This is a genomic window from Stenotrophomonas maltophilia group sp. RY12688, assembly GCF_052149045.1.
GTDB lineage: Bacteria > Pseudomonadota > Gammaproteobacteria > Xanthomonadales > Xanthomonadaceae > Stenotrophomonas > Stenotrophomonas sepilia.
The window spans coordinates 3,935,897-3,958,817 of the sequence record NZ_CP197389.1 but is presented as its reverse complement, the minus strand read 5'-3'; the positions used below and the strand labels follow the sequence as shown (position 1 = coordinate 3,958,817).

Below are 22,921 nucleotides of genomic sequence, written 5' to 3'. Positions count from 1 at the left end.
TGCTCGATGATCGCCATTGCCATTGCCTGGTTCCTGCTCGGCCTGCTGCTGCTGGCACTGGGCGGGGACTCCATCGTGAAGGCCGTCTCTGGCCTGGCCCAGCGCTTCGGGGCCAGCCCGTTCACTGCCGGGCTGCTGCTGCTCGGCGTGACCACCTCGTTGCCGGAACTGGCGGTCAACGCACGTGCGCTGGCGGTCGGCCAACCGGAGCTGGCACTGGGCAATGCAGTGGGCAGCAGCATCGTCAATCTGGGCTTGACCCTGGCGGTGGCCCCCGTCGCCGCCCCCCTGCTGCTGCGCGCGCGCCTGCAGGCGGTGCTGTGGTGGTCGCTGCTGGCGGCCGCCGTGCTGCTGATCCTGTTCGGCCTGGATGGTCACCTGGTGCGCTGGGAAGGCGGCGTGCTGGTGGCGGGCTTCATCGTCGTGCAGGTGCTGCTGCTGCGCCGCGGCCGCGTCGAGAGCGCCGAGGTGCAGGTAGCCATCGCCGAATCCGCGCTGAGCCGCACCAGCCTGCCGTTGAACGTGCTGCGCGTGTTGATCGCCGCACTGACTCTGTACTGGGGCGCGCGCCTGGTGGTGGGGGCTGCCGCCGACTTCGGTGCCGCACTGGGCTGGACGCCGTTGCTGGTCGGCCTGCTGCCGGTGGCGATCGGCACCGCACTGCCCGAGGCGGCCACCGCCATTGCCGCCTCGCGTCGCGGGCATGGCGACATGGTGCTCGGCCACGTGCTGGGTTCCAGCGTGGTCAACCTGCTGCTGGTGATCGGCGCGATGGCGATGTTGCAGCCGTTGGCCTTGCCGGCCTCGTTCGTGCGCCTGGAACTGCCTGCGCTGTTGGCGTTCGCGCTGGTGCTGTACCCGATGCTGCGCGGCGACCTGAAGATCAGTCGTGGCGAAGGCGGGATCCTGCTGGTCGCGTTCGTAGGCTGGTTCGTGCTGGAGCTGCTGCTGGTCGGCGCACCGGCGTTGTAGATCCACGCCATGCGTGGATGCAGTCGATTTCGTGCCGACCAACGGTCGGCACCCACGGGGCGTCACCCTGCCGGCCAGCGGCCGGCACTACCGGTTCTGCGTGGTTTCTTCTTCCCGCACCGGTTCCGGCGGCGGCAGCTGCTCCTCGGCGGCCGGCTCGTTGCCCGGCAGGCTGGGGCGGGTTTCCATCAGCAGCGACAACGCCGCCTTGGCCATCATGTGCGCGCTGATCGGTGCGGTGATGAACAGGAACACGGTGATCAGCAGCTCGCGTGGCTGCGGGTCCTGGCCGAGGAAGATGTGGTAGCACACCGAGCACACCAGCACGCAGCCCACGCCCAGCGTGCTGGCCTTGGTCGGTGCGTGCAGGCGCTTGAAGAAGGTGGACAGCTTCACCAGGCCCAGTGCGCCGACCAGGATGAAGAAGCAGCCGAACAGCAGCAGGATCGACAGGACGATCTGGATCGCGGTGATCATTCGACGATGTCCCGGCGCAGCACGAACTTGCTCAGCACCACGGTGCTGCCGAAGCCGAGCATGGCGATGATCAGCGCCGCCTCGAAGTAGATCGGCGAGTTGAGGTACATGCCGAACAGCATCAGCTCAGCGATCGCGGTCACCGACAGCGTGTCCAGCGCGAGGATGCGGTCGGGCACGGTCGGCCCGCGCAACAGCCGCCAGGTGGCCAGCAGCATCGCCAGGCCGACCACGTGCATGCACACCACCAGGGTGGTCTGGATGACTTCAAAACCGGTCATGGGAAGATCTCCATCAACGGCGCCTCGTAACGGCGCTTGATCGTATCGATCAGGTCCTGCGGGTCCTCCAGGTGCAGCACGTGCACCAGCAGGTACTTGCGGTCGTCGCTGAGCGCGGCCGAGACCGTGCCCGGGGTCAGCGTGATCATGCTGGTCAGCGCAGCGATGCCATGGATGTTGGCAATGTCCAGCGGCAGCCAGATGAAACCGGGGTGGATGTTCTTCTCCGGCCCCAGTACCTGCAGGGCGACACGGATGTTGGACATCAGGATGTCCCACAGGGTCACGCACAGCAGTTTCGGCAACGGGCGCAGGGTGCCGATGCGGGCGAACTCGCGGTCCAGGCGCGCGGCGAACAGCGGCACCACCACGCCCAGCAGCAGGCCCAGCACGATCTGGCCAAGGGTGAAGCTGTCGGACATCAGCAGCCAGAACGCCACCACCATGATGCTCAGCATCGGCGACGGAATCAGGCGACGGAACAGGGAGCGCTGGGCGGTCATGGCTGGCGGATCTCCGGTGCAGTCGCACGCAGCTGCTGCACGTACTCGCTGGGGTGCAGCAGCTGCGCGGCGGTGGCGTCGGTGTAGCGCATCAGCGGTGCTGCGGCCAGGGTCATGCCGATGCCGTAGGCCAGCAGGATGCAGGCCGCGTACAGCTCGACCCGGCGCAGCCGCGCCTTGCGCGGTACCGGCGCTTCCGGATCGACCGGTGGCACGCGCCAGAACAGGCGGATGCCCCCCCGGGTCAGGCCCATGATCACCAGCAGGCTGCTGACCAGAACGGCGGTCCAGACCGGGCCGGTGTACTGCGCCGGCATGCCGGCCAGCAGCGCAGCCTTGGCCAGGAAGCCGGACAGCGGCGGCAGGCCGGCCACCGACACCGCGCCGATCAGGAACAGCACGGCGGGCGTCTCCTTGCCTGGCATCGGCGCGACCACTTCCTTGCGGTCGCTGGCGCCACCGCGACGGCGGCGGATCAGGTCGGCAACCAGGAACAGCGCGGCAGCGACGAAGCTGCTGTGTGGCAGGTAGTACAGGCCAGCCGAGAGCACCTGTGGCGTGCCCACCGAGAAGGCGATGAACAGCGTAGCCGCCGACACGATCACCAGGTACGAGATCAGCACGCGCAGGCGGGTCGCGGCCAGCGCGCCGAGGCCGCCCAGCACCAGCGTCGCGACGCCGGCCCACAGCAACCAGTCGCGGCCGTAGCCGGCCATCGCGCCGGCATCGTCGCCGAACCACAGCATCTGGATGCGCAGCACCGAGTACAGGCCGACCTTGGTCATGATCGCGAACAGTGCGGCCACGGCGGCCGGCGCGCGCGAATAGGCTTCCGGCAGCCACAGGTACAGCGGCATCAACGCGGCCTTGGCGCAGAACACCAGCAGCAACAGGCCCATCGTCGCCTTCACCAGGGTCAGCTGTGCCGGCGGTACCTCGGCGATGCGCTGCGACAGCTCGGCCATGTTCAATGAGCCCAGCGAGGCATACAGCAGGCCCAGCGCGACCAGGAACAGGGTCGAGGCGGTGACGTTGAACACCACGTAATGCAGGCCGATGCGCATGCGGAGGCCGCGGCCACCACTGAGCAGCAGGCCGTAGGAGGCGATCAGCATCACTTCGAAGAACACGAACAGGTTGAAGATGTCGCCAGTCAGGAACGCACCGTTGAGGCCGACCAGCTGGAACTGGAACAGCGCATGGAAGTGCGGCGCGCGGCGGTCCCAGCCCGAGCAGGCGTGCAGCAGGCAGGGAATGGCCAGCAGCAGGGTGGTCAGCAGCATCCACGCCGACAGCCGGTCGGCCACCAGCGCGATGCCCAGCCGCGACGGCCAGTCGCCAAGCAGGTAGACGTTGATTTCACCACTGGCCGTGGTGGCAAACAGCAACCCGACCGCCAGTGCCAGCGCCGACTGCGCGGTCCAGGCCACCGCCCGCTGCACCCTGGGGCCATAGCGGCGGTGTTCGACGAACAGCGACAGCGCCGCACCCAGCAGCGGAATCAGGATCGGCAGGATCACCAGGTGGTTCATGCGCGGTCCTCGCCCTGGCGCGGTGGCACGCGCTCGTCCTGCAGGTCGTCATCCGGCTCGTGGGCATCCACGTGGTCGCTGTGGTTGTCGCTGCGGCTGCGCATGGCCAGCACAATGCTCACCGCGGTCATCGCAAAGGCGATCACGATCGCGGTCAGCACCAGCGCCTGTGGCAGCGGGTCGGTGTAGTTGCCCAGGTGGCTGTCCACGCCTTCCTGCAGCACCGGCGCCTTGCCCAGCACCACGCGGCCGCCGGCGAAGATCAGCAGGTTGGTGGCGTAGGACAGGAAGGTCATACCGAGGATCACATCGAAGCTGCGCGCACGCAGCAGCAGGTAGATGCCGATGGCGGTCAGCATGCCGATCGCGGTAGCCAGGGCCAGTTCCATCAGTGCATCTCCCCGGTGCGTGCCGAGCGGCGTTGCAGGTCGATCTCACCCTTGCGGGCGGTGCGGGTTCGCGACGGCTTGATCGTGCCCATCATCGACAGCATCAGCATGGCGCCGCCGAACACCACCAGATAGACGCCGATGTCGAAGCCGATTGCGCTGGCCAGCGGTACGTCGCCGATCAGCGGCAGGTGCAGGTCGAGATGGCCGCTGGTCAGGAACGGCACGCCGAACAGCATCGAGGCGCTGCCGCTGAGCAGGGCGATCAGCAGGCCCATGCCGATGCAGCGGATGTAGTCGAAGCCGAAGCGCGACTCCACCGATGCAGTGCCCTGGATCACATACTGGATCAGCAGCGGCACTGCCAACACCAGGCCGGCGATGAAGCCGCCACCCGGTGCGTTGTGCCCGCGCAGGAACAGGAAAATCGACACGGTCAGGGTCAGCGGGAACATGATCTGGGCCAGGTCGGCCGGCACCGGCAGCTTGATCGGCGGGCCGGGCATGATCTGCTCCGGTGCCATCCGCGTACGCCGCAGCAGCGCATGCACCACCAGCGCGGCGATGCCGAACACGGTGATCTCGCCGAAGGTATCGAAGCCGCGGAAGTCGACCAGGATCACGTTGACCACGTTCTGGCCGTAGGCCTCGGGCAACGCGCGGGCGAGCAGCTCGCCGGCCATGGTGTTCGGCGGCAGGGTCATCGCCGAATAGGCCAGCGCGCCAAGCCCGGCACCGGCGATGATCGCGATCACCGCGTCGCGGCGCTTGCGCCAGCGCGGCCGCTCAGGCCCGGACTGCGCGGGCAGGTAATTCATGCCCAGCAGCATCAGCACCAGCGTCACCATCTCCACCAGCAGCTGGGTGAGGGCCAGGTCGGGTGCGGACAGGAACACGAAGGTCAGCGCCACCATCAGGCCGACGCCGCCGACCAGCAGCACCGCCAGCAGGCGCTGCTTGTAGATGCGCAGGGTGGCGACCGCGCAGGCCATCATCACCAGCCACAGGGCCCAGCCCAGCAGCGGAATCGGCTGCGGCGCGGTCCAGTTCGGCGAGGCTGGGTTGGCCACGAACGGCGCAGCGGCAACCACGATCGCCACCAGCACCAGGCCCAGCAGCATGCGCTGCAGGCTGCCATTGGCGATGCCATTGGTCAGGCGCATCGCCAGCGCGGACACGGCGTCCAGCTGGGCGTGGAACACATTGCGGCCCGTGCTGACATTGGTCACGGCATGCAGGTTGATCAGCCTGCGCAGGCCGAAGTACAGCGCCACGCCACCGACCACGCCGATCGCGCTCATCGCCAGCGGCAGGTTGAAGCCGTGCCACACCGCCAGGCTGTATTCGGGCATGGCGGTGCCGAGGATCGAGGCCGCAGCGGCGTGCAGCACCGGCGCGACGGTCAGTGCCGGTGCCACGCCCACCGCCACACAGATCACCACCAGCAGCTCCACCGGCACCTTCATCCAGCGCGGCGGCTCGTGGGGCACGCGGTCCAGGTCGTGCGGGCCAGCGCCAAAGAAGGTGTCGTGCACGAAGCGCAGGCTGTACGCCACGCCGAACACGCCTGCCAGCAACGCCGCGATCGACACCGCCGTGCGCATGATGCCCGGGCCGCCGGCCGTAATCGCTTCGGCGAACAGCATTTCCTTGGACAGGAAGCCGTTGAGCAGCGGGATCCCGGCCATCGCCAGCGAGGCGATGATCGCCAGCGCGCTGGTGAACGGCATCAGCCTGCGCAGCCCCCCCAGCTTGCGCATGTCGCGGGTGCCGGTTTCGTGATCGATGATGCCGGCGGCCATGAACAGCGAGGCCTTGAAGGTGGCGTGGTTGAGGATGTGGAACACGCCGGCGACCACCGCCATCGGCGTGGACAGGCCGAACAGCAGGGTGATCAGGCCCAGGTGGGAAATGGTCGAGTACGCCAGCAGGCCTTTCAGGTCGTGCTGGAAGATCGCGTTCCAGGCACCGATCAGCAGGGTCAGCGCGCCGATGCCGCTGACCGTATAGAAGAACAGGTCGCTGCCGGCCAGCGCCGGATGCAGCCGCGCCAGCAGGAACACGCCGGCCTTCACCATGGTGGCCGAGTGCAGGTAGGCCGAGACCGGGGTCGGCGCTGCCATCGCGTGCGGCAGCCAGAAGTGGAACGGGAACTGCGCGCTCTTGGTGAAGATGCCGGCCAGCACCAGGAACAGGGCGTACGGGTACAGCGTGCTGGCGCGGATCTGCTCGCCGGCGGCCAGCACCACATCCAGGTCGAAGCTGCCGACGATGCGGCCGATCAGCAGCACGCCACCGAGCAGGGCCAGGCCGCCGCCGCCGGTGATCACCAACGCCATGCGCGCGCCTTCGCGTGCGTCCTGGCGGTGCGACCAGAAGCCGATCAGCAGGAACGAGCTGATGCTGGTCATCTCCCAGAAGATCATCAGCAACAGCAGGTTGCCCGACAGCACCATCCCCAGCATGGCGCCCATGAACAGCAGCAGGTAGCAGTAGAAGCGGTGCGCGTTGTCCTGCTGGTTCAGGTAGTAGCGCGCATACAGCACCACCAGGGCGCCGATGCCGAGCACCAGCCCGGCGAACATCCAGGCCAGCCCGTCCAGGCGCAGGGTGAAGTCCAGCCCGATCTGTGGAAGCCAGGGGACCAGGGTGCGGACCACCTGGCCATCGAGTACTGCCGGGGTCAGCCAGCCGAGGATGGCCAGCCCGCCCAACGGCGCCAGTGCCGCCAGCCAGGCAGCAGTCGAGCGCGAACTACGGGGGAAGGCCGCAACAGCCGCTGCCATCAGGAACGGCAGGGCCAGCAGCAGGGGCAGGCTGGGGAGCATGCAGGGAATCCATGATTCACGAGCAGGTCAGGGAGAATAACAGGCTGCGAAATGTCGCCGAAACCCATCGAACAGCGATCAATTGCATGTAACGTTCGCTGATTCATTTTTTCTGCGGCGCAACATCACGTTCCTGCGGTCCCTCCCGGGTTGCTCTTGGGGGACACCCTACGCCCACGCAGGGAGACCGCAGGCCCTGTCGCACAGGGGCTGCCGTCAACGGACGGGAAGCGGGGAGCGAGTCACCGGCGCAGGCTGGCAGGGCCGCCGTGGAGTGTGGGTGATGGAATTCGCCCGTTCAGGAAACGACGGCCGCTGTCGACCGCCCGCGATCAGTAGCGCCAGTCGAGCTTGCGATAGAACTTGGCCATCACCCAGGCCGGGCCGATCAGCAGGTAGGTCAGGTCGGTCAGGAAGCTGGGCTTGCGACCCTCGAACGTGTGGCCGATGAACTGCGCGATCCAGGCCGCCACGAACACGCCCACCGCCAGCCAGCGCAGCGCATGCAGGCCGATCTCGGCCTCCAGCAGGCGGCACAGGCAGCCAAATACGAAGAACTGGACGAGCATGCCGATGCCCAGGGGGCGCGACAGCTTGTTGTAGAAGCACCAGGCGCTGAACATCGCGAACGCCGACCAGATGCCGTACTGGAACCAGGGGATCAGCGGCGGCAGGCACCACAGCAGGGCCACCACCGACCACAGGATCGCCGGCACCGCCACCACGTGGATGCGCTGGTTGATCACGTTGCGGTGGTCGTCGGAGTAGCTGGCGAAATAGCGGTCGATCGGCCGCGCAAGCTCGGTGGATGTCTGCATGCGGCCAGCATACTCCCGCCGGGCCCGTCAGTAGAGCCAGGCCATGCCTGGCTGCAGGTGTTCGTCGACGTTGCCGGCCAGCGGCCGGCACTACCGAACGCGCCCCCCGCCTTTCCGGCCGGGGGCGCAGGCGGGTCAGTCGACGCTGATCCCGGCCAGGCGCTGCAGCGCCTCAGCGTACTTGGCGCGGGTGCGCTCGATGATGTCGGCCGGGATGTTCGGACCCGGGGCGGTCTTGCCCCAGTCCAGCGTCTCCAGGTAATCGCGCACGAACTGCTTGTCGTAGCTCGGCGGGCTGGTGCCCACTTCGTACTCGTCGGCCGGCCAGTAACGCGAGGAATCCGGCGTCAGCATCTCGTCCATGATGTACAGCCGGCCATCGGCGTCGGTACCGAACTCGAACTTGGTGTCGGCCAGGATGATGCCGCGCTCGCGGGCGTAATCGGCGGCGAACTTGTAGATGCGCAGGGTGGCGTCGCGCACCCGCTCGGCCAGTTCCGCACCGACCTGCTTCACCATCGCGTCGAAATCGATGTTCTCGTCATGGTCGCCGACCGCGGCCTTGGTCGAGGGCGTGAAGATCGGCTCGGGCAGCTGTTCGGCCTGGCGCAGGCCATCGGGCAGGTCGATGCCGCTGACCTTGCCGGTGCGCTGGTAATCCTTCCAGCCGCTGCCGATCAGGTAGCCGCGGGCGATCGCTTCCACCGGCACCGGCTTCAGCTTGCGGGTGACCACCGCGCGCTTGGCGTACAGGGCCGGGTCCACGCCTTCGGGCAGCACGCTGGCCACGTCGATGCCGGTCAGGTGGTTGGGCATCAGGTGCGCGGTCTTGGCGAACCAGAAGTTGGAGACCTGGCAGAGCATCTCGCCCTTGCCCGGGATCGGGTCGGGCAGGACCACGTCGAACGCCGACAGGCGATCGGTGGCCACCATCAGCAGGTAGTCGCCCGGCGGGGTTCCGGCTGGCAGCCGCTCGCGCGGGATATCGAACACATCACGCACCTTGCCGCGATGGCGCAAGGGCAGGCCGGGGAGATCGGATTGCAACAGCGTGGTTGGCACGGGCACTCCTGGGGCGTTGTCGATACGGCTGCCCAACGGACCCGGCGGGCCCGCTGACCAGCGGGCGGCCTAGTGTAAAGCCCTCCGGGCCCGCTGTGACGTAAAATGAGCGTCCATTTCGTCGGTCGACCCCGGAGCGCCATGCGCTGGTACGGAAAACTGCTCGGATTCATCGCCGGCGCCCTGCTGTTCCGGCCCAATCCGCTGTTCGGCGCGGTGGTCGGCCTGCTGATCGGCCATGCCTTTGATTCGGACTGGTTCCGCCTGAACAAGGAGAACCCGTACCGGGAGCTGGGGCTGACTTCCGAAGCCACCGATGCCGAGATCGAACGCGCCTACCGCAAGCTGATCTCGCAGTACCACCCCGACAAGCTTGGCGGCGCCGCCCCCGAGCTGCAGCAGCAGGCCGAGCAGAAGTCGCGGCGGATCAATGCCGCCTACGACCGCATCAAGTCCCTGCGCAAGCGCTGACCCACTTTCCCCTCGTTGCAAGGCCCGGCCATGTCCCACTGCCTCATCGCCCCCTCCATCCTGTCCGCCAACTTCGCCCGCCTCGGCGAGGAAGTCGACAACGTCCTCGCTGCCGGTGCGGACTGGGTCCACTTCGACGTGATGGACAACCACTACGTGCCGAACCTGACCATCGGCCCGATGGTCTGCCAGGCCCTGCGCAAGCACGGCGTCACCGCGCCGATCGACGTGCACCTGATGGTCGAGCCGGTGGACCGCATCATTCCGGACTTCGCCGAGGCCGGTGCCACCTACATCAGCTTCCACCCGGAGGCGAGCCGGCACGTGCACCGCACCATCCAGCTGATCCGCTCGCTGGGCTGCAAGCCGGGCATCGTGCTCAATCCGGCCACCCCGGTGGACATCCTCGATTGGGTGCTGGATGACCTGGACCTGGTGCTGCTGATGTCGGTCAACCCGGGCTTCGGCGGCCAGGCCTTCATCCCCTCGGCGCTGGACAAGCTGCGCGTGGTGCGCAAGATGATCGATGCCAGCGGCAAGGACATCCGCCTGGAGATCGACGGTGGCGTGAAGGCCGACAACATCGGTGAGATCGCTGCCGCCGGCGCCGATACCTTCGTCGCCGGCTCGGCCATCTTCAACGCCAGGACCAGCTACCAGGACGTGATCGCGCAGATGCGCGCGAACGTCGCTGCGGCACGGGGCTGAGCCATGAGTACGGTGGCCGTGTTGAACATTCGCCCGGCCACCGTGGCCGATGCTGGCCTGATCCTGCATTTCATCCGCGAGCTGGCCATCTACGAGAAGGCCGAGCATTCGGTGCAGACCGATGAGATCGGCATCGCCGAGAGCCTGTTCGGCGCCGACGCCACCGCCCGCGCGCTGATCTGCGAGGCCGACGGCGAGGCCATCGGCTATGCGGTGTACTTCTACAACTACTCCACCTGGCTGGGCCGCAAGGGCATCTACCTGGAAGACCTGTACGTCAGCCAGGAAAAGCGCGGTGCCGGTGCCGGCAAAGCGTTGCTGAAGTACATCGCACGCCAGGCCGTGGCCGAGGGTTGCGGTCGTTTCGAATGGTCGGTGCTGGACTGGAACACTCCGGCCATCGAGTTCTACACCGCTGCTGGCGCGAAACCGCAGGATGAGTGGACCGTGTACCGGCTGCAGGGGCAGGCGCTGCACGATTTCGCCAACGGGTGAGGCGTGTGGCGGGTGCGAACCGCAACCCGGTGGGTGCGAACCTTGGTTCGCTCCCTGGGTACCCACCCCCAAAAAAAAGCCACGCCAATCACTGGCGTGGCCTCGCTGCATGCGTGGGAGGCTGATCCTGCCTCCATCCGTCGTCCCTGCTATGGCCTTCCATTCTCCAGCAGCTGAATGACACCTGCGTGACATTCACTGCGGGCAAACAGTGCATTGCTAGCCTGTGCCGCCCTGACCTGGAAGTACCGCATGACCACCCCGCGCTGGCGCCTGATCCTCAACGGCAAATCGGCTGGCAACGATGAACTGCGCGACGCCGTGGGCCATTGGCGCGGGCAGGGCGTGCAGCTGGAGGTGCGGGTGACCTGGGAAGACGGTGACGCTGAACGCTACGTTGCCGAGGCCATCCATCATGGCGTGGACGTGATCGTGGCGGCCGGTGGCGATGGCACGCTCAGCGCGGTGGCCGAGACGCTGGCCCATCGTGAGGAACCGGCAGAAGCGCTGCCTTCGCTGGCGTTGATTCCGATGGGGACCGCCAACGACTTCGCCACGTCGGCAGGCATTCCCACCGAGCCCGGCGATGCCCTCGCGCTGATCGGCCAGGTGCCGGCACGGCCCATCGACCTGTTGCGCGTGGATGCCGATGGCACGCCCTGGTGGTGCGCCAACCTCGCCAGTGGTGGCTTCGGCACGCAGGTGACGGTGGAGACCGATGCCGGCTTGAAGAAGATGCTCGGTGGGCTGGCCTACGTGATCACCGGCATCGCCAAGCTGGGCCGCATCGAGCCGATCGCCGCGCGCCTGTCCGGCCCGGACTTCGCCTGGGAAGGTGACTTCATCGCGCTCGGCATCGGCAATGGCCGGCAGGCCGGCGGTGGCCAGCAGCTGTGCCCGCAGGCACTGATCGATGATGGACTGCTGGATGTGACCGTGCTTCCGGAACTGGAAGGGGAGGTCGCCGCCACCCTCGGCCAGATGCTGAAGTCCGGTACCCAGGCCGCACTGGAACAGCTGGCCACACGGGCGCGGCTGTCGTGGCTGCAGATCGATGCGCCCAAGGCGCTGACCCTGAATCTGGACGGCGAACCGGTGCAGGCCCGTCACTTTCGCGTCGAGTGCGTGCCGGGCAGGGTGCGGATGCATCTGCCGACCGGATGCCCGTTGCTGGAGGGGCAGGGGTAGAGTCATCAGTCCCCGTGGCCACTGCGGGCGTCCGGTGGTTCAGTTTCCCAGGGTTCCCCTGCCGCGCAAGCTGCGATACAGTCAAGGGGTGTCCAGCCTGACGACCCCGCATACTCTTTCTTCCGCACGCCGTTGGTGGCGATGGTGGCCCGTTGCCGTCGTCCGCCCCCATAACGCTGTGTCCCGGAAGGAAAGTCGTCTTGAACTCGCACGCTCAGTTTCAGCAGCAGGCCGCTGAAGGCCACACCCACATTCCCGTCGTCCGCGAAGTGCTGTCCGACCTGGACACGCCGCTTTCGGTCTATCTGAAGCTCGCCGACGGCCCCAATACCTACCTGTTTGAATCCGTCGAAGGCGGCGAGCGCTTTGGTCGTTACTCGATCATCGGCCTGCCGGCGCGCCGCGTGTATGCCTTCCACGGCCATACGCTGACCGTGCGCGAAGACGGCCAGGTGGTGGACACCCGCGAGGTAGCCGATCCCTTCGCCGAAGTCGAGGCGCTGCGCAGCGCCCACTCGGTGCCCAAGCTGGAAGGCCTGCCGGGCTTCACCGGCGGCCTGGTCGGCTGGTTCGGCTTCGAATGCATCGGCTACATCGAGCCGCGCCTGGCCCCGCCGGCTGGCCGTGATGAGCTGGGCACGCCGGACATCCTGCTGCTGGACTCCAACGAGCTGGCGGTATTCGACAATCTCAAGGGCCGGCTGTACCTGATCGTGCACGCCGACCCGCGTGTCGACGGTGCCTTCGAGCAGGCGCAGGCGCGCCTGGATGCCCTGACTGCGAAGCTGCGTGCGCCGGGTGCCGGCTATCCGGCGCCGCTCAACAGCGACGTGCTGGACGAATCGGATTTCGTCTCCGGCTTCACCCGCGAAGGCTTCGTCGATGCGGTCCAGCGCAGCAAGGAATACATCCGCGCCGGTGACATCTTCCAGGTGGTGCTCAGCCAGCGCCTGAGCGTGCCGTTCAAGGCGCGCCCGGTGGATGTGTACCGCGCGCTGCGCGCGTTGAATCCCTCGCCGTACATGTATTTCCTCGATGTCGGCGACCTGCAGGTGGTTGGTTCCTCGCCGGAAATCCTGGTGCGTTTGCAGGATGGCGAAGTGACCGTGCGCCCGATCGCCGGCACCCGCCCGCGTGGCGCCACGCCCGAGCTGGACCTGGCACTGGAAGCCGAGCTGCTGGCCGATCCGAAGGAACGTGCCGAGCACCTGATGCTGATCGACCTCGGCCGCAACGATGCCGGGCGCGTCTCCAGGGCCGGTACCGTGGAAGTGGGCGAGCAGTTCGTGATCGAACGCTACAGCCATGTCATGCACATCGTCAGCGAAGTGACCGGCCAACTGCAGCCGGGCCTGAGCTATGCCGACGTGCTGCGCGCCACCTTCCCGGCCGGCACGGTCAGCGGCGCGCCAAAGATCCGCGCGCTGGAAGTGATCCGCGAACTGGAACCGATCAAGCGCAACGTCTACGCCGGCAGCATCGGCTACATCGGCTGGCACGGCGATGCCGATACCGCGATCGCGATCCGCACTGCGGTCATCAAGGATGGCCGCCTGTACGTGCAGGCCGGCGCCGGCATCGTCTACGACTCGGACCCGGACAAGGAATGGGACGAGACGATGAACAAGGGCCGTGCGCTGTTCCGCGCCGTCGCCCAGGCCGCCAAGGGCCTGTGAGTTTCCCGTGCCGTGGCCTGCGCCACGGCATCTTCCGCTGTTCCCATTCAAGACAAGGAGTACCGCATGAAGCTGCTGAGCGCATTGCTGTGGTCGTCACTGCTGGCCACGATGGCCCCGTCTGCGTGGGCGCAGGCCAACACGATCCCCTCGCAGCCGCACCTGCTGGTGAAGGGGCAGGGCACCCGCACAGTGATGCCCGACCGCTTCGGCCTGCAGTTGAACATCGAAGAGACCGACATGGACGCCGACGCCGCGCGGCGCCGCGTGCAGGACAACGTGGCGCGCGCGCTGGCGCTGTTCAAGCAGCACAAGGCGGTGGACGGCAGCGTGCGTGCGGACAACCTGCGGATCGGCCCGGCGACGCGCTATGAGCAGAACCGGCAGGTCTTCATCGGTACCCGCGTATCGCGCCAGCTGCGTGCGAGCTTCGCCAGCGTGAAGGCGATGCAGGATGTGCTGGGTGCGTTGAAGGCCGACGAGAACGTACAGGTGAGCAGCATGGCGCCGACCTACTCGGGCGAAGCGGCGTTGCGGCGCGAACTCAAGGGCGAGGCCGCAGCCCAGACCCGCCAGTCCGCGCAGGGCCTGGCCAAGGCCTACGGCACCCGGCTGCGCGGCCTGTACAGCATTTCCGACGTAGCGCCGAACTTTGCTTATGGCATCCAGGCCGGCAGTTGGCCGAGCAGTGGGGATCTGGTGACGCCGCCTTCGCCGCCCGCGCCCGAGGCACCGATGAACAGCATCGAGACCACGGGCTCCCGCCTGCCCGAGTCGGTCGAAGCCGGCCCCATCACCTACACCGAAAACGTGTACGCCATTTTCCTGATAAGCGACGGAACCTGACCATGTTGTGGATGATCGACAACTACGACAGCTTCACCTACAACCTCGTGCAGTACCTGCAGACGCTGGGCGCTGAAGTGAAGGTGGTGCGCAACGATGCAATGAGCGTGGACGAGATCGTCGCGCAGAAGCCCGAGCGCATCGTCATCTCGCCCGGCCCGTGCACGCCCAACGAAGCGGGCGTGTCGCTGGAGCTGATCCAGCGGCTGGGCCCGACCACGCCGATCCTCGGCGTGTGCCTGGGCCACCAGGGCATCGGCCAGGTCTACGGCGGCACCGTGATCCGCGCCGGCAACATCATGCACGGCAAGACCTCGCCGATCCGCCACGAAGGCAAGGGCGTGTTCGCCGGCCTGCCGGACCGCTACCAGGCCACCCGCTACCACTCGCTGGTGGTGGACAAGAACAGTCTGCCGGACTGCCTGGAAGTGACCGCCTGGACCGAGAACGAGGACGGCTCGATCGAAGAGATCATGGGCCTGCGCCACCGCCAGTTCCCGGTGGAAGGCGTGCAGTTCCACCCCGAATCCATCCTCACCGAACACGGCCACGCCCTGCTGCGCAATTTCCTGCAGCGCCCGGCGGCCTGATCCAAGGAGCATTCCCATGAGCTTCTCCCCCCAGGAAGCCCTGCAACGCACCATCGAGCACCGCGAGATCTTCTTCGACGAGATGGTCGACCTGATGCGGCAGATCATGCGCGGCGACGTGTCGCCGATGATGACCGCCGCCATCCTCACCGGCCTGCGGGTGAAGAAGGAAACCATCGACGAGATCGCCGCCGCCGCCACGGTCATGCGCGAATTCGCGCTGGCGGTGCCGGTGGCCGACAGCACCCACCTGGTCGACATCGTCGGCACCGGTGGCGATGGCTCGCACACCTTCAACATCTCCACCTGCGCGATGTTCGTGGCGGCTGCGGCCGGTGCGCGCGTGGCCAAGCACGGCAACCGCAGCGTGTCGTCCAAGTCCGGCAGCGCCGATGCGGTGGAAGCACTGGGCGCGGCCATCGAGCTGCAGCCAGCGCAGGTGGCCGCTGCCATCGAGCAGACCGGCATCGGCTTCATGTTCGCGCCGATCCATCATCCGTCGATGAAGGTCGTCGCGCCGGTCCGCCGCGAGATGGGCGTGCGCACCATCTTCAACATCCTTGGTCCGCTGACCAACCCCGCCAGCGCGCCGTCGGTGCTGATGGGCGTGTTCCATCCTGATCTGGTGGGTATCCAGGCGCGCGTGCTGCGCGAGCTGGGCACCGAGCGCGCCATGGTGGTCTGGGGCCGCGACAACATGGATGAGATCTCGCTCGGCGCCGGCACCCTGGTGGGCGAGTTGCGCGACGGCAAGGTGCGCGAGTACGAGATCCACCCGGAGGACTTCGGCATCGCCATGTCGGCCAGCCGCAACCTGCGCGTGGACAGCCCGGAGCAGTCCATCCAGATGCTGCGCGCGGTGCTGGACAACGAGCCCGGCCCGGCGCTGGACATCGTCGCGCTCAATGCCGGCGCCGCGCTGTACGTGGCCGGCGTGGCCAGCGACATCGGTGATGGCCTGGCCCGCGCCCGTGCCGCCATCGCCAATGGCAGCGCCCGCCAGCGCCTGCAGCAGTATGTGGAGACCACCCGCGCGCTGGTTGCCTGAGCGCGCGGTTCAGCCTGACCCCGTCGATGGCCGATAATGGCCGTCCTCAGCGCCCCCGCACCGAATCGAAGACGATGAGCGACATCCTGCAGACGATCCTGGCCCGCAAGGCCGAAGAAGTAGCCCAGCGCCGCGCCCAGCGCCCGCTCGAGGAGCTGCAGGCCGCCGTGGCCAGCGCCCCGCCGGTACGTGGCTTCGTGCGCGCGTTGCAGGCGGCCGTGGCCAACGGCGACCCGGCGGTGATTGCCGAGGTGAAGAAGGCTAGCCCGTCCAAGGGCGTCATCCGCCCCGACTTCCGACCGGCTGACATCGCGGTCAGCTACGAGTTCGGTGGTGCCAGCTGCCTTTCGGTGCTGACCGACGTGGACTTCTTCCAGGGCGCCGATACCTACCTGCAGCAGGCCCGTGAAGCCTGCACGCTGCCGGTGCTGCGCAAGGACTTCGTGATCGACGCCTACCAGGTGTACGAGGCACGCGTGCTGGGCGCCGACTGCATCCTGCTGATCGTCGCCGCGCTGGACGACACCCAGCTGGCCACGCTGTCGGAACTGGCGCTGTCGCTGGGCATGGACGTGCTGGTGGAAGTGCACGACATCGACGAACTGGAGCGCGCACTGCAGGTGCCGGCGCCGATGATCGGCATCAACAACCGCAACCTGCGCACCTTCGAGGTGTCGCTGCAGACCACGCTGGATATGCAGCAGGCCGTGCCGCGTGACCGCCTGCTGGTCACCGAAAGCGGCATCCTCGGCCCGCAGGACGTGGCGCTGATGCGCGACGCCGGCATCCATGCCTTCCTGGTCGGCGAGGCCTTCATGCGCGTGGAAGAGCCGGGCGAGGGCCTGCGTCAGCTATTCTTCGCAACATGACAACGCACTATCCGACGCCGCGCGAGGATGCGCCGCTGGTGGTCTTCGACTTCGACCACACCCTCTACGACGGCGATTCGGGTACCCACCTGTTCGCCTCGCTGATCAAGCGCAACCCGCTGCGCATGCTGGCGGCGCTGCTGGTCACGCCGATCGCCGGGCCGATGGTGGCGATGCTGCCGACCCGTCGCGCGGGCATCTCGGTCTATGTGTGGATCGGCAGCTTCGGCCTGCACCGTGCGCGCGACTTCAACAAGGTGATCGACGCCTACGTGCTGCGCAACCAGGCGCAGATGCGCGCCAAGCTGCTGCCGCAGGCGCTGGAAGTGTTCGCCGCGCACCGCGCCAAAGGCGATCGCGTGGTGGTTGCCACCGGCGCGCCGCCGGAGCTGGCCCGCGCGATCCTGGCCTTCGTGGCCCATCAGGATGTGCCGGTGATCGGCACCGAGGTCGGCCCGCGGCTGGGCGGCGTCGGTCCCACCCGTCACTGCCACAACGAAGAGAAGATGCGCATGCTGCGCGAGCGCGGCTATGGCGACATCGATATCGCCTATTCCGACAGCACCGCCGACCTGCCGCTGCTGCTGGCGGCCAAGGCGCCGGTGGTGGTGAACCCGAAGCCGGGGCGGGTGGCGTTCTTCCGCCGCGTGCTGCCGGCCGGCACCCGCATCCTCAACTGGGGATGCGTGGATCGCGGCGGCGACAAGGCGTAGCCCGGGGCCAGATCCCATGGGGGCTCTGACCCCATCGCACGATGACGGATCTGCCGGCCAGCGGCCGGCGCTACCCTTCTCCGTCGCGGTTGTGCCGACCCTTCTCCGTTCCGGTAGTGCCGGCCGCTGGCCGGCAAGCGCTCAGCGCCCCAGGTACCCGTGCACCGCATGCCCGATCTGGAACAGGCTGATGCCCAGTACCAGCACGCCCACGGCCACCAGCACCCAGCGCTCCTTCACCCGCTTGACCAGGATCGCCGCCACCGGCGCGGCCATCATGCCGCCGATCAGCAGGCCGGCAACGATCTGCAGATGCTGCACGCCCATCGACAACAGGAAGGTCGCTGACACCGTCAACGTGACCACGAACTCGGCTGCGTTGACTGTTCCGATGGTGGTGCGCGCCTGGCCGCCGCGGGCGAGCAGGGTGGACGTCGCGATCGGCCCCCAGCCACCGCCGCCGCTGGCGTCGAGCAGGCCGGCGAAGAAGCCCAGCACCGGTACCCGGCGGATCTCGCCCTGGGGCATCCAGCGCCCAGCGGCGCGGGCCAGGATGATGATCGCCAGCACCAGCAGGTACAGGTAGATCAGTGGCCGGATGATCTCGCCCGGGACCTGCGTGAGCACGTACGCGCCCAGTGCACCGCCCACTGCGCCGGGCAGGGCCAGGCGCAGGAACAGGCGTTTATCGACATTTCCGGCTGCGAGGTGCGACACCCCCGAGGCGCCCGTGGTGAACACTTCAGCGGTGTGGATGCTGGCGCTGACCTGCGCCGGGGGCAGGCCCATGCTCAGCAGCACCGACGAGGACACCAGGCCGAACGCCATGCCCAATGCACCGTCCACCAGCTGTGCGCCGAGGCCGATGAGGATGAACCACCAGAATTCGCTGCTCAGCTCCATGCACCGAGCCTAGCCCAGCGGGCCGCGCAGGGGCCGTGTAGAGCTGAAGCCATGCGCGGCTGCCTTCGACGGACAGCAGCCGAGCGTCGGCTCGGCTCTACAGGATGGCTCGGCAGCCTTGGGTTGCCTTGCAATCAACGGGTGCCGTACAGCACCACGGTCTTGCCGCGGGCATGCAGCAGGCCGTCGGTCTGCAGTTTCTTCAGCACGCGGCCGGCCATTTCGCGCGAGCAGCCGACCAGTCGCGCCAGTTCCTGTCGCGATACGCGCAGCTGGCTGCCCTGCGGGTGGCTCATCGCCTCCGGTTCCTGCGCCAGGTCGTGCAGGGTGCGCACGATCCGGTCGGTCACGTCCAGGAATGCCAGGCGGCTGGCCTTGCGGCTGGTGTCGAGCAGGCGCTTGGAAATCTGCTGGCCCAGCGCGTACAGCAGGCGCGGGGCATCGGCCGACAGCGGGCCGAGGAACAGCTGATGCAGGCGCTCGTAGCTGATTTCAGCCAGCTCGCAGGCGGTACGGGTCCGCAGGATCACCTCCCGGCGGTCCGATTCGACGAACAGGCCCATCTCGCCGACGAACTCGCCGGCACCGAAGTAGCCCAGCACAAGCTCGCGATCGTCATCTTCCTCGGCCATGATCGAAACCGAGCCGCTGATGACGTAATACAGGGTTCCCGCCGGGTCTCCGGGCCGGAAGACGTCGGTACGGGTGGGATATCGCCGCCTGTGGCTGTGCGCCAGGAAACGATCGATTGTGGCGATATCCAGGGCCAGTGGACTGCTAGCTAGGCGCACGGTTGACACGATAGGAGCGCTCCCTCTGCGCATGAACGGATTCACGGGGTCGATAGCGGAGCTTAACCAGCGCAATTGTTAAGGGCAAACAGTGTGCCAGAACTCTTGCGTCTTCACGTTCCCCCCGGGGGCAGTTTGCCCCATAATTCCCCCTTTCCCTTCTTACACAGGAATCGACCGCCGTGGTCAAGCCGTTGCCTCGCCTGAGGCTGCAGGGTTTCAACAACCTCACCAAGGCGCTGAGCTTCAACATCTATGACGTGTGTTACGCGCGCACCGAAGAGGAGCGTCAGCGTTACATTGAATACATCGATGAAGAGTACAACGCCGACAGGCTGACTCAGATCTTGACCGATGTCGCCGAGATCATCGGCGCCAACATCCTGAACGTGGCCCGCCAGGACTACGATCCGCAGGGTGCCTCGGTGACCATCCTGATCTCCGAAGAACCGGTGATCGACAAGAAGCTGGCCGGCAAGGAGCTGATCTCCGACGCCGTGGTCGCGCACATGGACAAGAGCCACATCACGGTCCATACCTACCCGGAAACCCATCCGCAGGAAGGTATCGCCACGTTCCGCGCGGACATCGACGTGGCCACCTGTGGCGTCATTTCCCCGCTGAAGGCCCTGAACTACCTGATCGAGAGCCTCGAGTCGGACATCGTGATCATGGACTACCGCGTCCGTGGCTTCACCCGCGACGTGAAGGGCAAGAAGCACTTCATCGACCACAAGATCAACTCGATCCAGAACTTCCTGGCCAAGAACATCAAGTCGCGTTACGAGATGTTCGACGTCAACGTCTACCAGGAGAACATCTTCCACACGAAGATGCACCTGAAGGACTTCGACCTGGACCAGTACCTGTTCGAGGAAAAGGCCAAGAACCTGTCGTTCAAGGAACGCATGAAGATCGAAGCGCTGCTCAAGCGCGAGATCGAAGAGCTGTTCCACGGCCGGAACCTGTCCGAGTAAGCCCCATGTGCGATGCCCGCAGGCATCGCCACCCAGGCGGGACGACCCGCCCCGTGGAACCAGTGCCCCGCACGCGTTACAGTTCCACGGTGATGTACCGACCCACGGCCCGGTGTGAAAACACCGGGCCGTTTCGTTTTTCTCAAAAAAGGTAAGGAGCCCCCACCCATGCCCTGGATCTACCTGCTGCTGGCCGGCCTGTTCGAGATCGGTTTCGCCCTCGGAATGAAGTACTCCGAAGGCTTCAGCAAACCCCTGCCCACCGTTGCCACGGTGGTATCGGCCCTGATCAGCCTGTACCTGATGAGCCAGGCGATGAAGAGCATCCCGGTCGGTACGGCCTACGCGATCTGGACCGGCATCGGTGCCATGGGCGTGGCTGTGCTCGGCATCTACCTGTTCAATGACAGTGCGTCGCCGGCCCGCCTGGCCTGCGTGGGCCTGATCGTGGCCGGCGTGATCGGCTTGAAGCTGGTCTCGCCCAATTAATCGGTAGTGCCGGCCGCTGGCCGGCAACCTCTTGATCTTCTGCGGTGCCTGCGTGGTCGCCGGCCAGCCGGCACTACCCCGGGCCTACAGCCGGTAGGCGATGGTCTTCATCACCCTGGAGGCCAGCGCCATCACGCCAGGGATCGGGAACGGCAGGCGGCGTGCGCCGGCCTGCTCGGCGTGCTCCGCATGGCGGGCTTCGTCTTCCTTCATCACCTCGATGACCGCACGGCTGCGCAGGTCGCCGGCCGGCAGATCGACCAGGTGCTCGTCCAGATGGGCTTCCACCTGGCGCTCGGTTTCGACCACGAAGCCGAGGTTCCAGCCGTCGCCGCGCAGCCCGGCCAGGGTGCCGATGGTGTAGCTGCCGGCGTACCACAGCGGGTTGAACAGGCTCGGGCGGCTGTCCAGCTCGCCCAGCCGGGTGGCACACCACGCCAGGTGGTCGGTCTCCTCCTGGGCCGCTTCCAGCAGGTGTTCACGCGTGGCAGGGTCGCGGGCCACGGCGGCCTGCCCGAAATACAGGCCCTGTGCGCAGACTTCGCCGACGTGGTTGATCCGCATCAGCCCGGCCGCGTGGCGGCGTTCAGCGTTGTCCATGCCCGGCTCGCTGGTGTCCGCGGCCGGGTAGGGGCGGGCTGCCGGCGGGTTGCCGAACACCGTGTCCAAGGCGCGCTGCGCTTCGGTCAGCAGATGGTCCAGCGGTGTGGTCTGGCGGAGCACGGTCATGGCGGTACGCGGTGGGACGGAAGACCCCTCGATTCTCCCCCGGCTCCGGCCCCCTGCCAACCCGGGACATGGCCGGCTTGCACCGGGGGCTTGACCTGCGTACAATCCCGCCTCTTACGCTTCACCTTTCACAACGCGTGGCAGAGTTCCGGCGAGCCGTTCGCCGCAATGAGCCCGACCTAACATAGAGTTCTTCATGAGCACTTTCACTGCCAAGAACGAGACCGTCCAGCGCGACTGGTACCTCGTCGACGCCGAGGGCAAGACCCTGGGCCGTCTCGCCACCGAGCTGGCCCGCCGTCTGCGTGGCAAGCACAAGCCGGTCTACACCCCGCACGTTGATACCGGCGACTACCTGGTCGTCATCAATGCAGAAAAGATTGCCGTCACCGGCAAGAAGCTGCAGGACAAGATGTATCACCGTTTCACCGGTTACATCGGCAACCTGAAGACCGAGTCCCTGGCCCAGGCGCTGGAGCGCCACCCGGAGCGCGTGATCGAGATCGCCGTCAAGGGCATGCTGCCGAAGGGCCCGCTGGGTCGCCAGATGTACCGCAAGCTCAAGGTCTACGCCGGCACTGAGCATCCGCACGCCGCACAGCAGCCGCAGGTTCTGGATATCTAATCATGGCTATCACTCAAAACTACGGCACTGGCCGCCGCAAGTCCTCCACCGCTCGCGTGTTCCTGCGCAAGGGTTCGGGCAACATCACCGTCAACGGTCGTCCGCTGGACGAGTTCTTTGGTCGTGAGACCGCGCGCATGATCGTGCGCCAGCCGCTCGAGCTGACCAAGAACACCGAAAGCTTTGACATCCTGGTCACCGCCGCTGGCGGCGGCACCACCGGCCAGGCCGGTGCGATCCGTCTGGGCATCGCCCGTGCTCTGGTCGAGTACGACGAAACCCTGAAGTCCGAGCTGCGCAAGGCTGGCTTCATGACCCGTGACGCCCGTGAAGTCGAGCGTAAGAAGGTTGGTCTGCACAAGGCCCGCCGCGCCACCCAGTTCTCCAAGCGCTGATCTACCGCGCCTGGTTGGGCTCCTTCGGGAGCCCGCTGGATGGGAAAGCAAAAGCCCGGCTTCGGTCGGGCTTTTGTCGTTCTGGGGGTCATCGATGTCCTGGTTGCCGGCCAGCGGCCGGCACTACCCGGGGCGTCGCATCTCGGAAGGGGTGGGGTGGTGCCGTTTCCTGCGGAGCAGGGTCCGATCCCGCGGGTGCCTCTCTGGAGAAGAGCCCCCTTGTTGTTCAAGGGGGCGCGCCGACAGGCGCAGGGATCAGGTGGAATGCGCGACCAAATTAAAAGCAAAAGGCCAGATCTTTCGATCTGGCCTTTTGCTTTTAATTTGGCTGCCCCGGATGGATTCGAACCACCGAATGCCTGAGTCAGAGTCAGGTGCCTTACCGCTTGGCGACGGGGCAAAACGTGCAACTATTTTCTCACTTTTCACACTGAAAAACAACTTGATTTTCAGTGTGGTGGCTATGGGTGGACTCGAACCACCGACCCCAGCATTATGAGTGCTGTGCTCTAACCGGCTGAGCTACATAGCCTTGGTGAGCCCGCT

Annotated in this window: 26 protein-coding genes and 2 tRNA genes; 15 read left to right on the top strand and 13 right to left on the bottom strand. The window is 66.7% G+C overall.

Annotated elements, in window-relative coordinates:
* The first annotated feature begins 6 nt into the window (after window positions 1-6).
* Window positions 7-972, top strand: coding sequence for a sodium:calcium antiporter (locus ACS0OT_RS18355; RefSeq protein WP_442255926.1), 966 nt, complete (start codon window positions 7-9; stop codon window positions 970-972).
* 87 nt (window positions 973-1,059) lie between these two features.
* Here ACS0OT_RS18355 and ACS0OT_RS18350 read toward each other — a convergent pair whose 3' ends face one another.
* From ACS0OT_RS18350 to ACS0OT_RS18315, 8 genes are all read right to left on the bottom strand, one after another.
* Complete coding sequence (locus ACS0OT_RS18350; protein ID WP_005419868.1) at window positions 1,060-1,449, bottom strand: Na+/H+ antiporter subunit G; 390 nt, start codon at window positions 1,447-1,449, stop codon at window positions 1,060-1,062.
* Complete coding sequence (locus ACS0OT_RS18345; RefSeq protein WP_005411334.1) at window positions 1,446-1,730, bottom strand: K+/H+ antiporter subunit F; 285 nt, start codon at window positions 1,728-1,730, stop codon at window positions 1,446-1,448. Before ACS0OT_RS18345 ends, ACS0OT_RS18350 begins: the two co-directional genes overlap by 4 nt.
* Entirely contained in the window at window positions 1,727-2,233 is a 507-nt protein-coding gene (locus tag ACS0OT_RS18340) for a Na+/H+ antiporter subunit E (protein ID WP_005419867.1), read from the bottom strand. Before ACS0OT_RS18340 ends, ACS0OT_RS18345 begins: the two co-directional genes overlap by 4 nt.
* Complete coding sequence (locus ACS0OT_RS18335) at window positions 2,230-3,765, bottom strand: monovalent cation/H+ antiporter subunit D (RefSeq protein WP_065178873.1); 1,536 nt, start codon at window positions 3,763-3,765, stop codon at window positions 2,230-2,232. Before ACS0OT_RS18335 ends, ACS0OT_RS18340 begins: the two co-directional genes overlap by 4 nt.
* Entirely contained in the window at window positions 3,762-4,154 is a 393-nt protein-coding gene (locus ACS0OT_RS18330) for a Na+/H+ antiporter subunit C (protein ID WP_111188333.1), read from the bottom strand. Before ACS0OT_RS18330 ends, ACS0OT_RS18335 begins: the two co-directional genes overlap by 4 nt.
* Window positions 4,154-6,982 carry a monovalent cation/H+ antiporter subunit A gene (locus ACS0OT_RS18325; protein ID WP_005419861.1) on the bottom strand — a complete coding sequence of 943 codons (2,829 nt, stop codon included), beginning with the start codon at window positions 6,980-6,982 and terminating at the stop codon, window positions 4,154-4,156. Before ACS0OT_RS18325 ends, ACS0OT_RS18330 begins: the two co-directional genes overlap by 1 nt.
* A gap of 332 nt (window positions 6,983-7,314) precedes the next feature.
* Complete coding sequence (locus ACS0OT_RS18320) at window positions 7,315-7,800, bottom strand: Mpo1 family 2-hydroxy fatty acid dioxygenase (protein ID WP_329953635.1); 486 nt, start codon at window positions 7,798-7,800, stop codon at window positions 7,315-7,317.
* Between the two features lie 135 nt (window positions 7,801-7,935).
* Entirely contained in the window at window positions 7,936-8,862 is a 927-nt protein-coding gene (locus ACS0OT_RS18315; RefSeq protein WP_032954595.1) for a phosphoribosylaminoimidazolesuccinocarboxamide synthase, read from the bottom strand.
* Between the two features lie 141 nt (window positions 8,863-9,003).
* Between ACS0OT_RS18315 and ACS0OT_RS18310 the strand changes: the two genes are divergently transcribed.
* The 10 genes from ACS0OT_RS18310 to ACS0OT_RS18265 all read left to right on the top strand — a co-directional run bounded on the left by ACS0OT_RS18310 (window position 9,004) and on the right by ACS0OT_RS18265 (window position 17,466).
* Window positions 9,004-9,333, top strand: a complete 330-nt coding sequence (locus ACS0OT_RS18310; RefSeq protein WP_005419845.1) for a J domain-containing protein — start codon at window positions 9,004-9,006, stop codon at window positions 9,331-9,333.
* Window positions 9,334-9,363: 30 nt separating this feature from the next.
* The gene (rpe, locus tag ACS0OT_RS18305; RefSeq protein ID WP_005419843.1) at window positions 9,364-10,041 is read left to right on the top strand and encodes a ribulose-phosphate 3-epimerase; all 678 of its coding nucleotides are present in this window, start codon (window positions 9,364-9,366) and stop codon (window positions 10,039-10,041) included.
* A gap of 12 nt (window positions 10,042-10,053) precedes the next feature.
* Window positions 10,054-10,536: a GNAT family N-acetyltransferase gene (locus ACS0OT_RS18300; RefSeq protein ID WP_065178874.1), complete on the top strand. Its 483-nt coding sequence runs from the start codon at window positions 10,054-10,056 to the stop codon at window positions 10,534-10,536.
* A gap of 252 nt (window positions 10,537-10,788) precedes the next feature.
* Window positions 10,789-11,724, top strand: coding sequence for a lipid kinase YegS (gene yegS, locus ACS0OT_RS18295; protein ID WP_164093394.1), 936 nt, complete (start codon window positions 10,789-10,791; stop codon window positions 11,722-11,724).
* 200 nt (window positions 11,725-11,924) lie between these two features.
* Window positions 11,925-13,400, top strand: coding sequence for an anthranilate synthase component I (trpE, locus tag ACS0OT_RS18290; RefSeq protein ID WP_065178876.1), 1,476 nt, complete (start codon window positions 11,925-11,927; stop codon window positions 13,398-13,400).
* 66 nt (window positions 13,401-13,466) lie between these two features.
* Window positions 13,467-14,246, top strand: coding sequence for an SIMPL domain-containing protein (locus tag ACS0OT_RS18285; RefSeq protein ID WP_442255925.1), 780 nt, complete (start codon window positions 13,467-13,469; stop codon window positions 14,244-14,246).
* Between the two features lie 2 nt (window positions 14,247-14,248).
* Complete coding sequence (locus tag ACS0OT_RS18280; protein WP_065178878.1) at window positions 14,249-14,836, top strand: anthranilate synthase component II; 588 nt, start codon at window positions 14,249-14,251, stop codon at window positions 14,834-14,836.
* 16 nt (window positions 14,837-14,852) lie between these two features.
* Complete coding sequence (trpD, locus tag ACS0OT_RS18275) at window positions 14,853-15,884, top strand: anthranilate phosphoribosyltransferase (RefSeq protein ID WP_049443905.1); 1,032 nt, start codon at window positions 14,853-14,855, stop codon at window positions 15,882-15,884.
* 74 nt (window positions 15,885-15,958) lie between these two features.
* Entirely contained in the window at window positions 15,959-16,753 is a 795-nt protein-coding gene (trpC, locus tag ACS0OT_RS18270; RefSeq protein WP_005419828.1) for an indole-3-glycerol phosphate synthase TrpC, read from the top strand.
* Window positions 16,750-17,466 carry a haloacid dehalogenase-like hydrolase gene (locus ACS0OT_RS18265; RefSeq protein WP_005419826.1) on the top strand — a complete coding sequence of 239 codons (717 nt, stop codon included), beginning with the start codon at window positions 16,750-16,752 and terminating at the stop codon, window positions 17,464-17,466. Before trpC ends, ACS0OT_RS18265 begins: the two co-directional genes overlap by 4 nt.
* Window positions 17,467-17,607: 141 nt before the next feature.
* On the opposite strand, the gene ACS0OT_RS18260 is transcribed toward ACS0OT_RS18265, so the two are convergent.
* Window positions 17,608-18,369: a sulfite exporter TauE/SafE family protein gene (locus tag ACS0OT_RS18260; RefSeq protein WP_065178879.1), complete on the bottom strand. Its 762-nt coding sequence runs from the start codon at window positions 18,367-18,369 to the stop codon at window positions 17,608-17,610.
* A 134-nt stretch (window positions 18,370-18,503) separates the two neighbouring features.
* Window positions 18,504-19,193, bottom strand: a complete 690-nt coding sequence (gene crp / locus ACS0OT_RS18255; protein WP_010482649.1) for a cAMP-activated global transcriptional regulator CRP — start codon at window positions 19,191-19,193, stop codon at window positions 18,504-18,506.
* A gap of 149 nt (window positions 19,194-19,342) precedes the next feature.
* Here crp and speD point away from each other — a divergent pair, with 149 nt between their 5' ends.
* On the top strand, window positions 19,343-20,137 hold the full coding sequence (speD, locus tag ACS0OT_RS18250; protein WP_005411315.1) for an adenosylmethionine decarboxylase: 795 nt from the start codon (window positions 19,343-19,345) through the stop codon (window positions 20,135-20,137).
* Between the two features lie 168 nt (window positions 20,138-20,305).
* On the top strand, window positions 20,306-20,626 hold the full coding sequence (locus tag ACS0OT_RS18245; RefSeq protein WP_005419816.1) for a DMT family transporter: 321 nt from the start codon (window positions 20,306-20,308) through the stop codon (window positions 20,624-20,626).
* An 84-nt stretch (window positions 20,627-20,710) separates the two neighbouring features.
* Here ACS0OT_RS18245 and coq7 read toward each other — a convergent pair whose 3' ends face one another.
* Window positions 20,711-21,355 (bottom strand): 2-polyprenyl-3-methyl-6-methoxy-1,4-benzoquinone monooxygenase, encoded by a 645-nt coding sequence (gene coq7, locus ACS0OT_RS18240; protein ID WP_065178880.1) that lies wholly within the window; start codon window positions 21,353-21,355, stop codon window positions 20,711-20,713.
* 196 nt (window positions 21,356-21,551) lie between these two features.
* Here coq7 and rplM point away from each other — a divergent pair, with 196 nt between their 5' ends.
* Complete coding sequence (gene rplM, locus ACS0OT_RS18235; protein ID WP_005414692.1) at window positions 21,552-21,980, top strand: 50S ribosomal protein L13; 429 nt, start codon at window positions 21,552-21,554, stop codon at window positions 21,978-21,980.
* Window positions 21,981-21,982: 2 nt separating this feature from the next.
* A complete protein-coding gene (gene rpsI, locus ACS0OT_RS18230) occupies window positions 21,983-22,375 on the top strand; it encodes a 30S ribosomal protein S9 (protein WP_005411311.1) in 393 nt (130 codons plus the stop codon).
* Between the two features lie 325 nt (window positions 22,376-22,700).
* Here rpsI and ACS0OT_RS18225 read toward each other — a convergent pair.
* Together ACS0OT_RS18225 and ACS0OT_RS18220 are read right to left on the bottom strand one after the other, a co-directional pair.
* A tRNA-Gln gene (locus ACS0OT_RS18225) sits at window positions 22,701-22,775 on the bottom strand.
* A 55-nt stretch (window positions 22,776-22,830) separates the two neighbouring features.
* Window positions 22,831-22,907, bottom strand: a tRNA-Met gene (locus tag ACS0OT_RS18220).
* Window positions 22,908-22,921 lie beyond the last annotated feature (14 nt).

Coding starts and splice junctions, on each gene's coding strand:
- ACS0OT_RS18320 (WP_329953635.1), bottom strand. CDS start 7,800: ATGCAGACATCCACCGAGCTTGCGCGGCCGATCGACCGCTATTTCGCC.
- ACS0OT_RS18335 (WP_065178873.1), bottom strand. CDS start 3,765: ATGAACCACCTGGTGATCCTGCCGATCCTGATTCCGCTGCTGGGTGCG.
- ACS0OT_RS18355 (WP_442255926.1), top strand. CDS start 7: ATGATCGCCATTGCCATTGCCTGGTTCCTGCTCGGCCTGCTGCTGCTG.
- ACS0OT_RS18330 (WP_111188333.1), bottom strand. CDS start 4,154: ATGGAACTGGCCCTGGCTACCGCGATCGGCATGCTGACCGCCATCGGC.
- rpsI (WP_005411311.1), top strand. CDS start 21,983: ATGGCTATCACTCAAAACTACGGCACTGGCCGCCGCAAGTCCTCCACC.
- rpe (WP_005419843.1), top strand. CDS start 9,364: ATGTCCCACTGCCTCATCGCCCCCTCCATCCTGTCCGCCAACTTCGCC.
- ACS0OT_RS18265 (WP_005419826.1), top strand. CDS start 16,750: ATGACAACGCACTATCCGACGCCGCGCGAGGATGCGCCGCTGGTGGTC.
- ACS0OT_RS18340 (WP_005419867.1), bottom strand. CDS start 2,233: ATGACCGCCCAGCGCTCCCTGTTCCGTCGCCTGATTCCGTCGCCGATG.
- trpD (WP_049443905.1), top strand. CDS start 14,853: ATGAGCTTCTCCCCCCAGGAAGCCCTGCAACGCACCATCGAGCACCGC.
- ACS0OT_RS18350 (WP_005419868.1), bottom strand. CDS start 1,449: ATGATCACCGCGATCCAGATCGTCCTGTCGATCCTGCTGCTGTTCGGC.
- ACS0OT_RS18280 (WP_065178878.1), top strand. CDS start 14,249: ATGTTGTGGATGATCGACAACTACGACAGCTTCACCTACAACCTCGTG.
- coq7 (WP_065178880.1), bottom strand. CDS start 21,355: ATGACCGTGCTCCGCCAGACCACACCGCTGGACCATCTGCTGACCGAA.
- crp (WP_010482649.1), bottom strand. CDS start 19,193: ATGCGCAGAGGGAGCGCTCCTATCGTGTCAACCGTGCGCCTAGCTAGC.
- trpC (WP_005419828.1), top strand. CDS start 15,959: ATGAGCGACATCCTGCAGACGATCCTGGCCCGCAAGGCCGAAGAAGTA.
- ACS0OT_RS18345 (WP_005411334.1), bottom strand. CDS start 1,730: ATGACCGGTTTTGAAGTCATCCAGACCACCCTGGTGGTGTGCATGCAC.
- ACS0OT_RS18260 (WP_065178879.1), bottom strand. CDS start 18,369: ATGGAGCTGAGCAGCGAATTCTGGTGGTTCATCCTCATCGGCCTCGGC.
- ACS0OT_RS18310 (WP_005419845.1), top strand. CDS start 9,004: ATGCGCTGGTACGGAAAACTGCTCGGATTCATCGCCGGCGCCCTGCTG.
- yegS (WP_164093394.1), top strand. CDS start 10,789: ATGACCACCCCGCGCTGGCGCCTGATCCTCAACGGCAAATCGGCTGGC.
- ACS0OT_RS18245 (WP_005419816.1), top strand. CDS start 20,306: ATGCCCTGGATCTACCTGCTGCTGGCCGGCCTGTTCGAGATCGGTTTC.
- ACS0OT_RS18325 (WP_005419861.1), bottom strand. CDS start 6,982: ATGCTCCCCAGCCTGCCCCTGCTGCTGGCCCTGCCGTTCCTGATGGCA.
- rplM (WP_005414692.1), top strand. CDS start 21,552: ATGAGCACTTTCACTGCCAAGAACGAGACCGTCCAGCGCGACTGGTAC.
- ACS0OT_RS18285 (WP_442255925.1), top strand. CDS start 13,467: ATGAAGCTGCTGAGCGCATTGCTGTGGTCGTCACTGCTGGCCACGATG.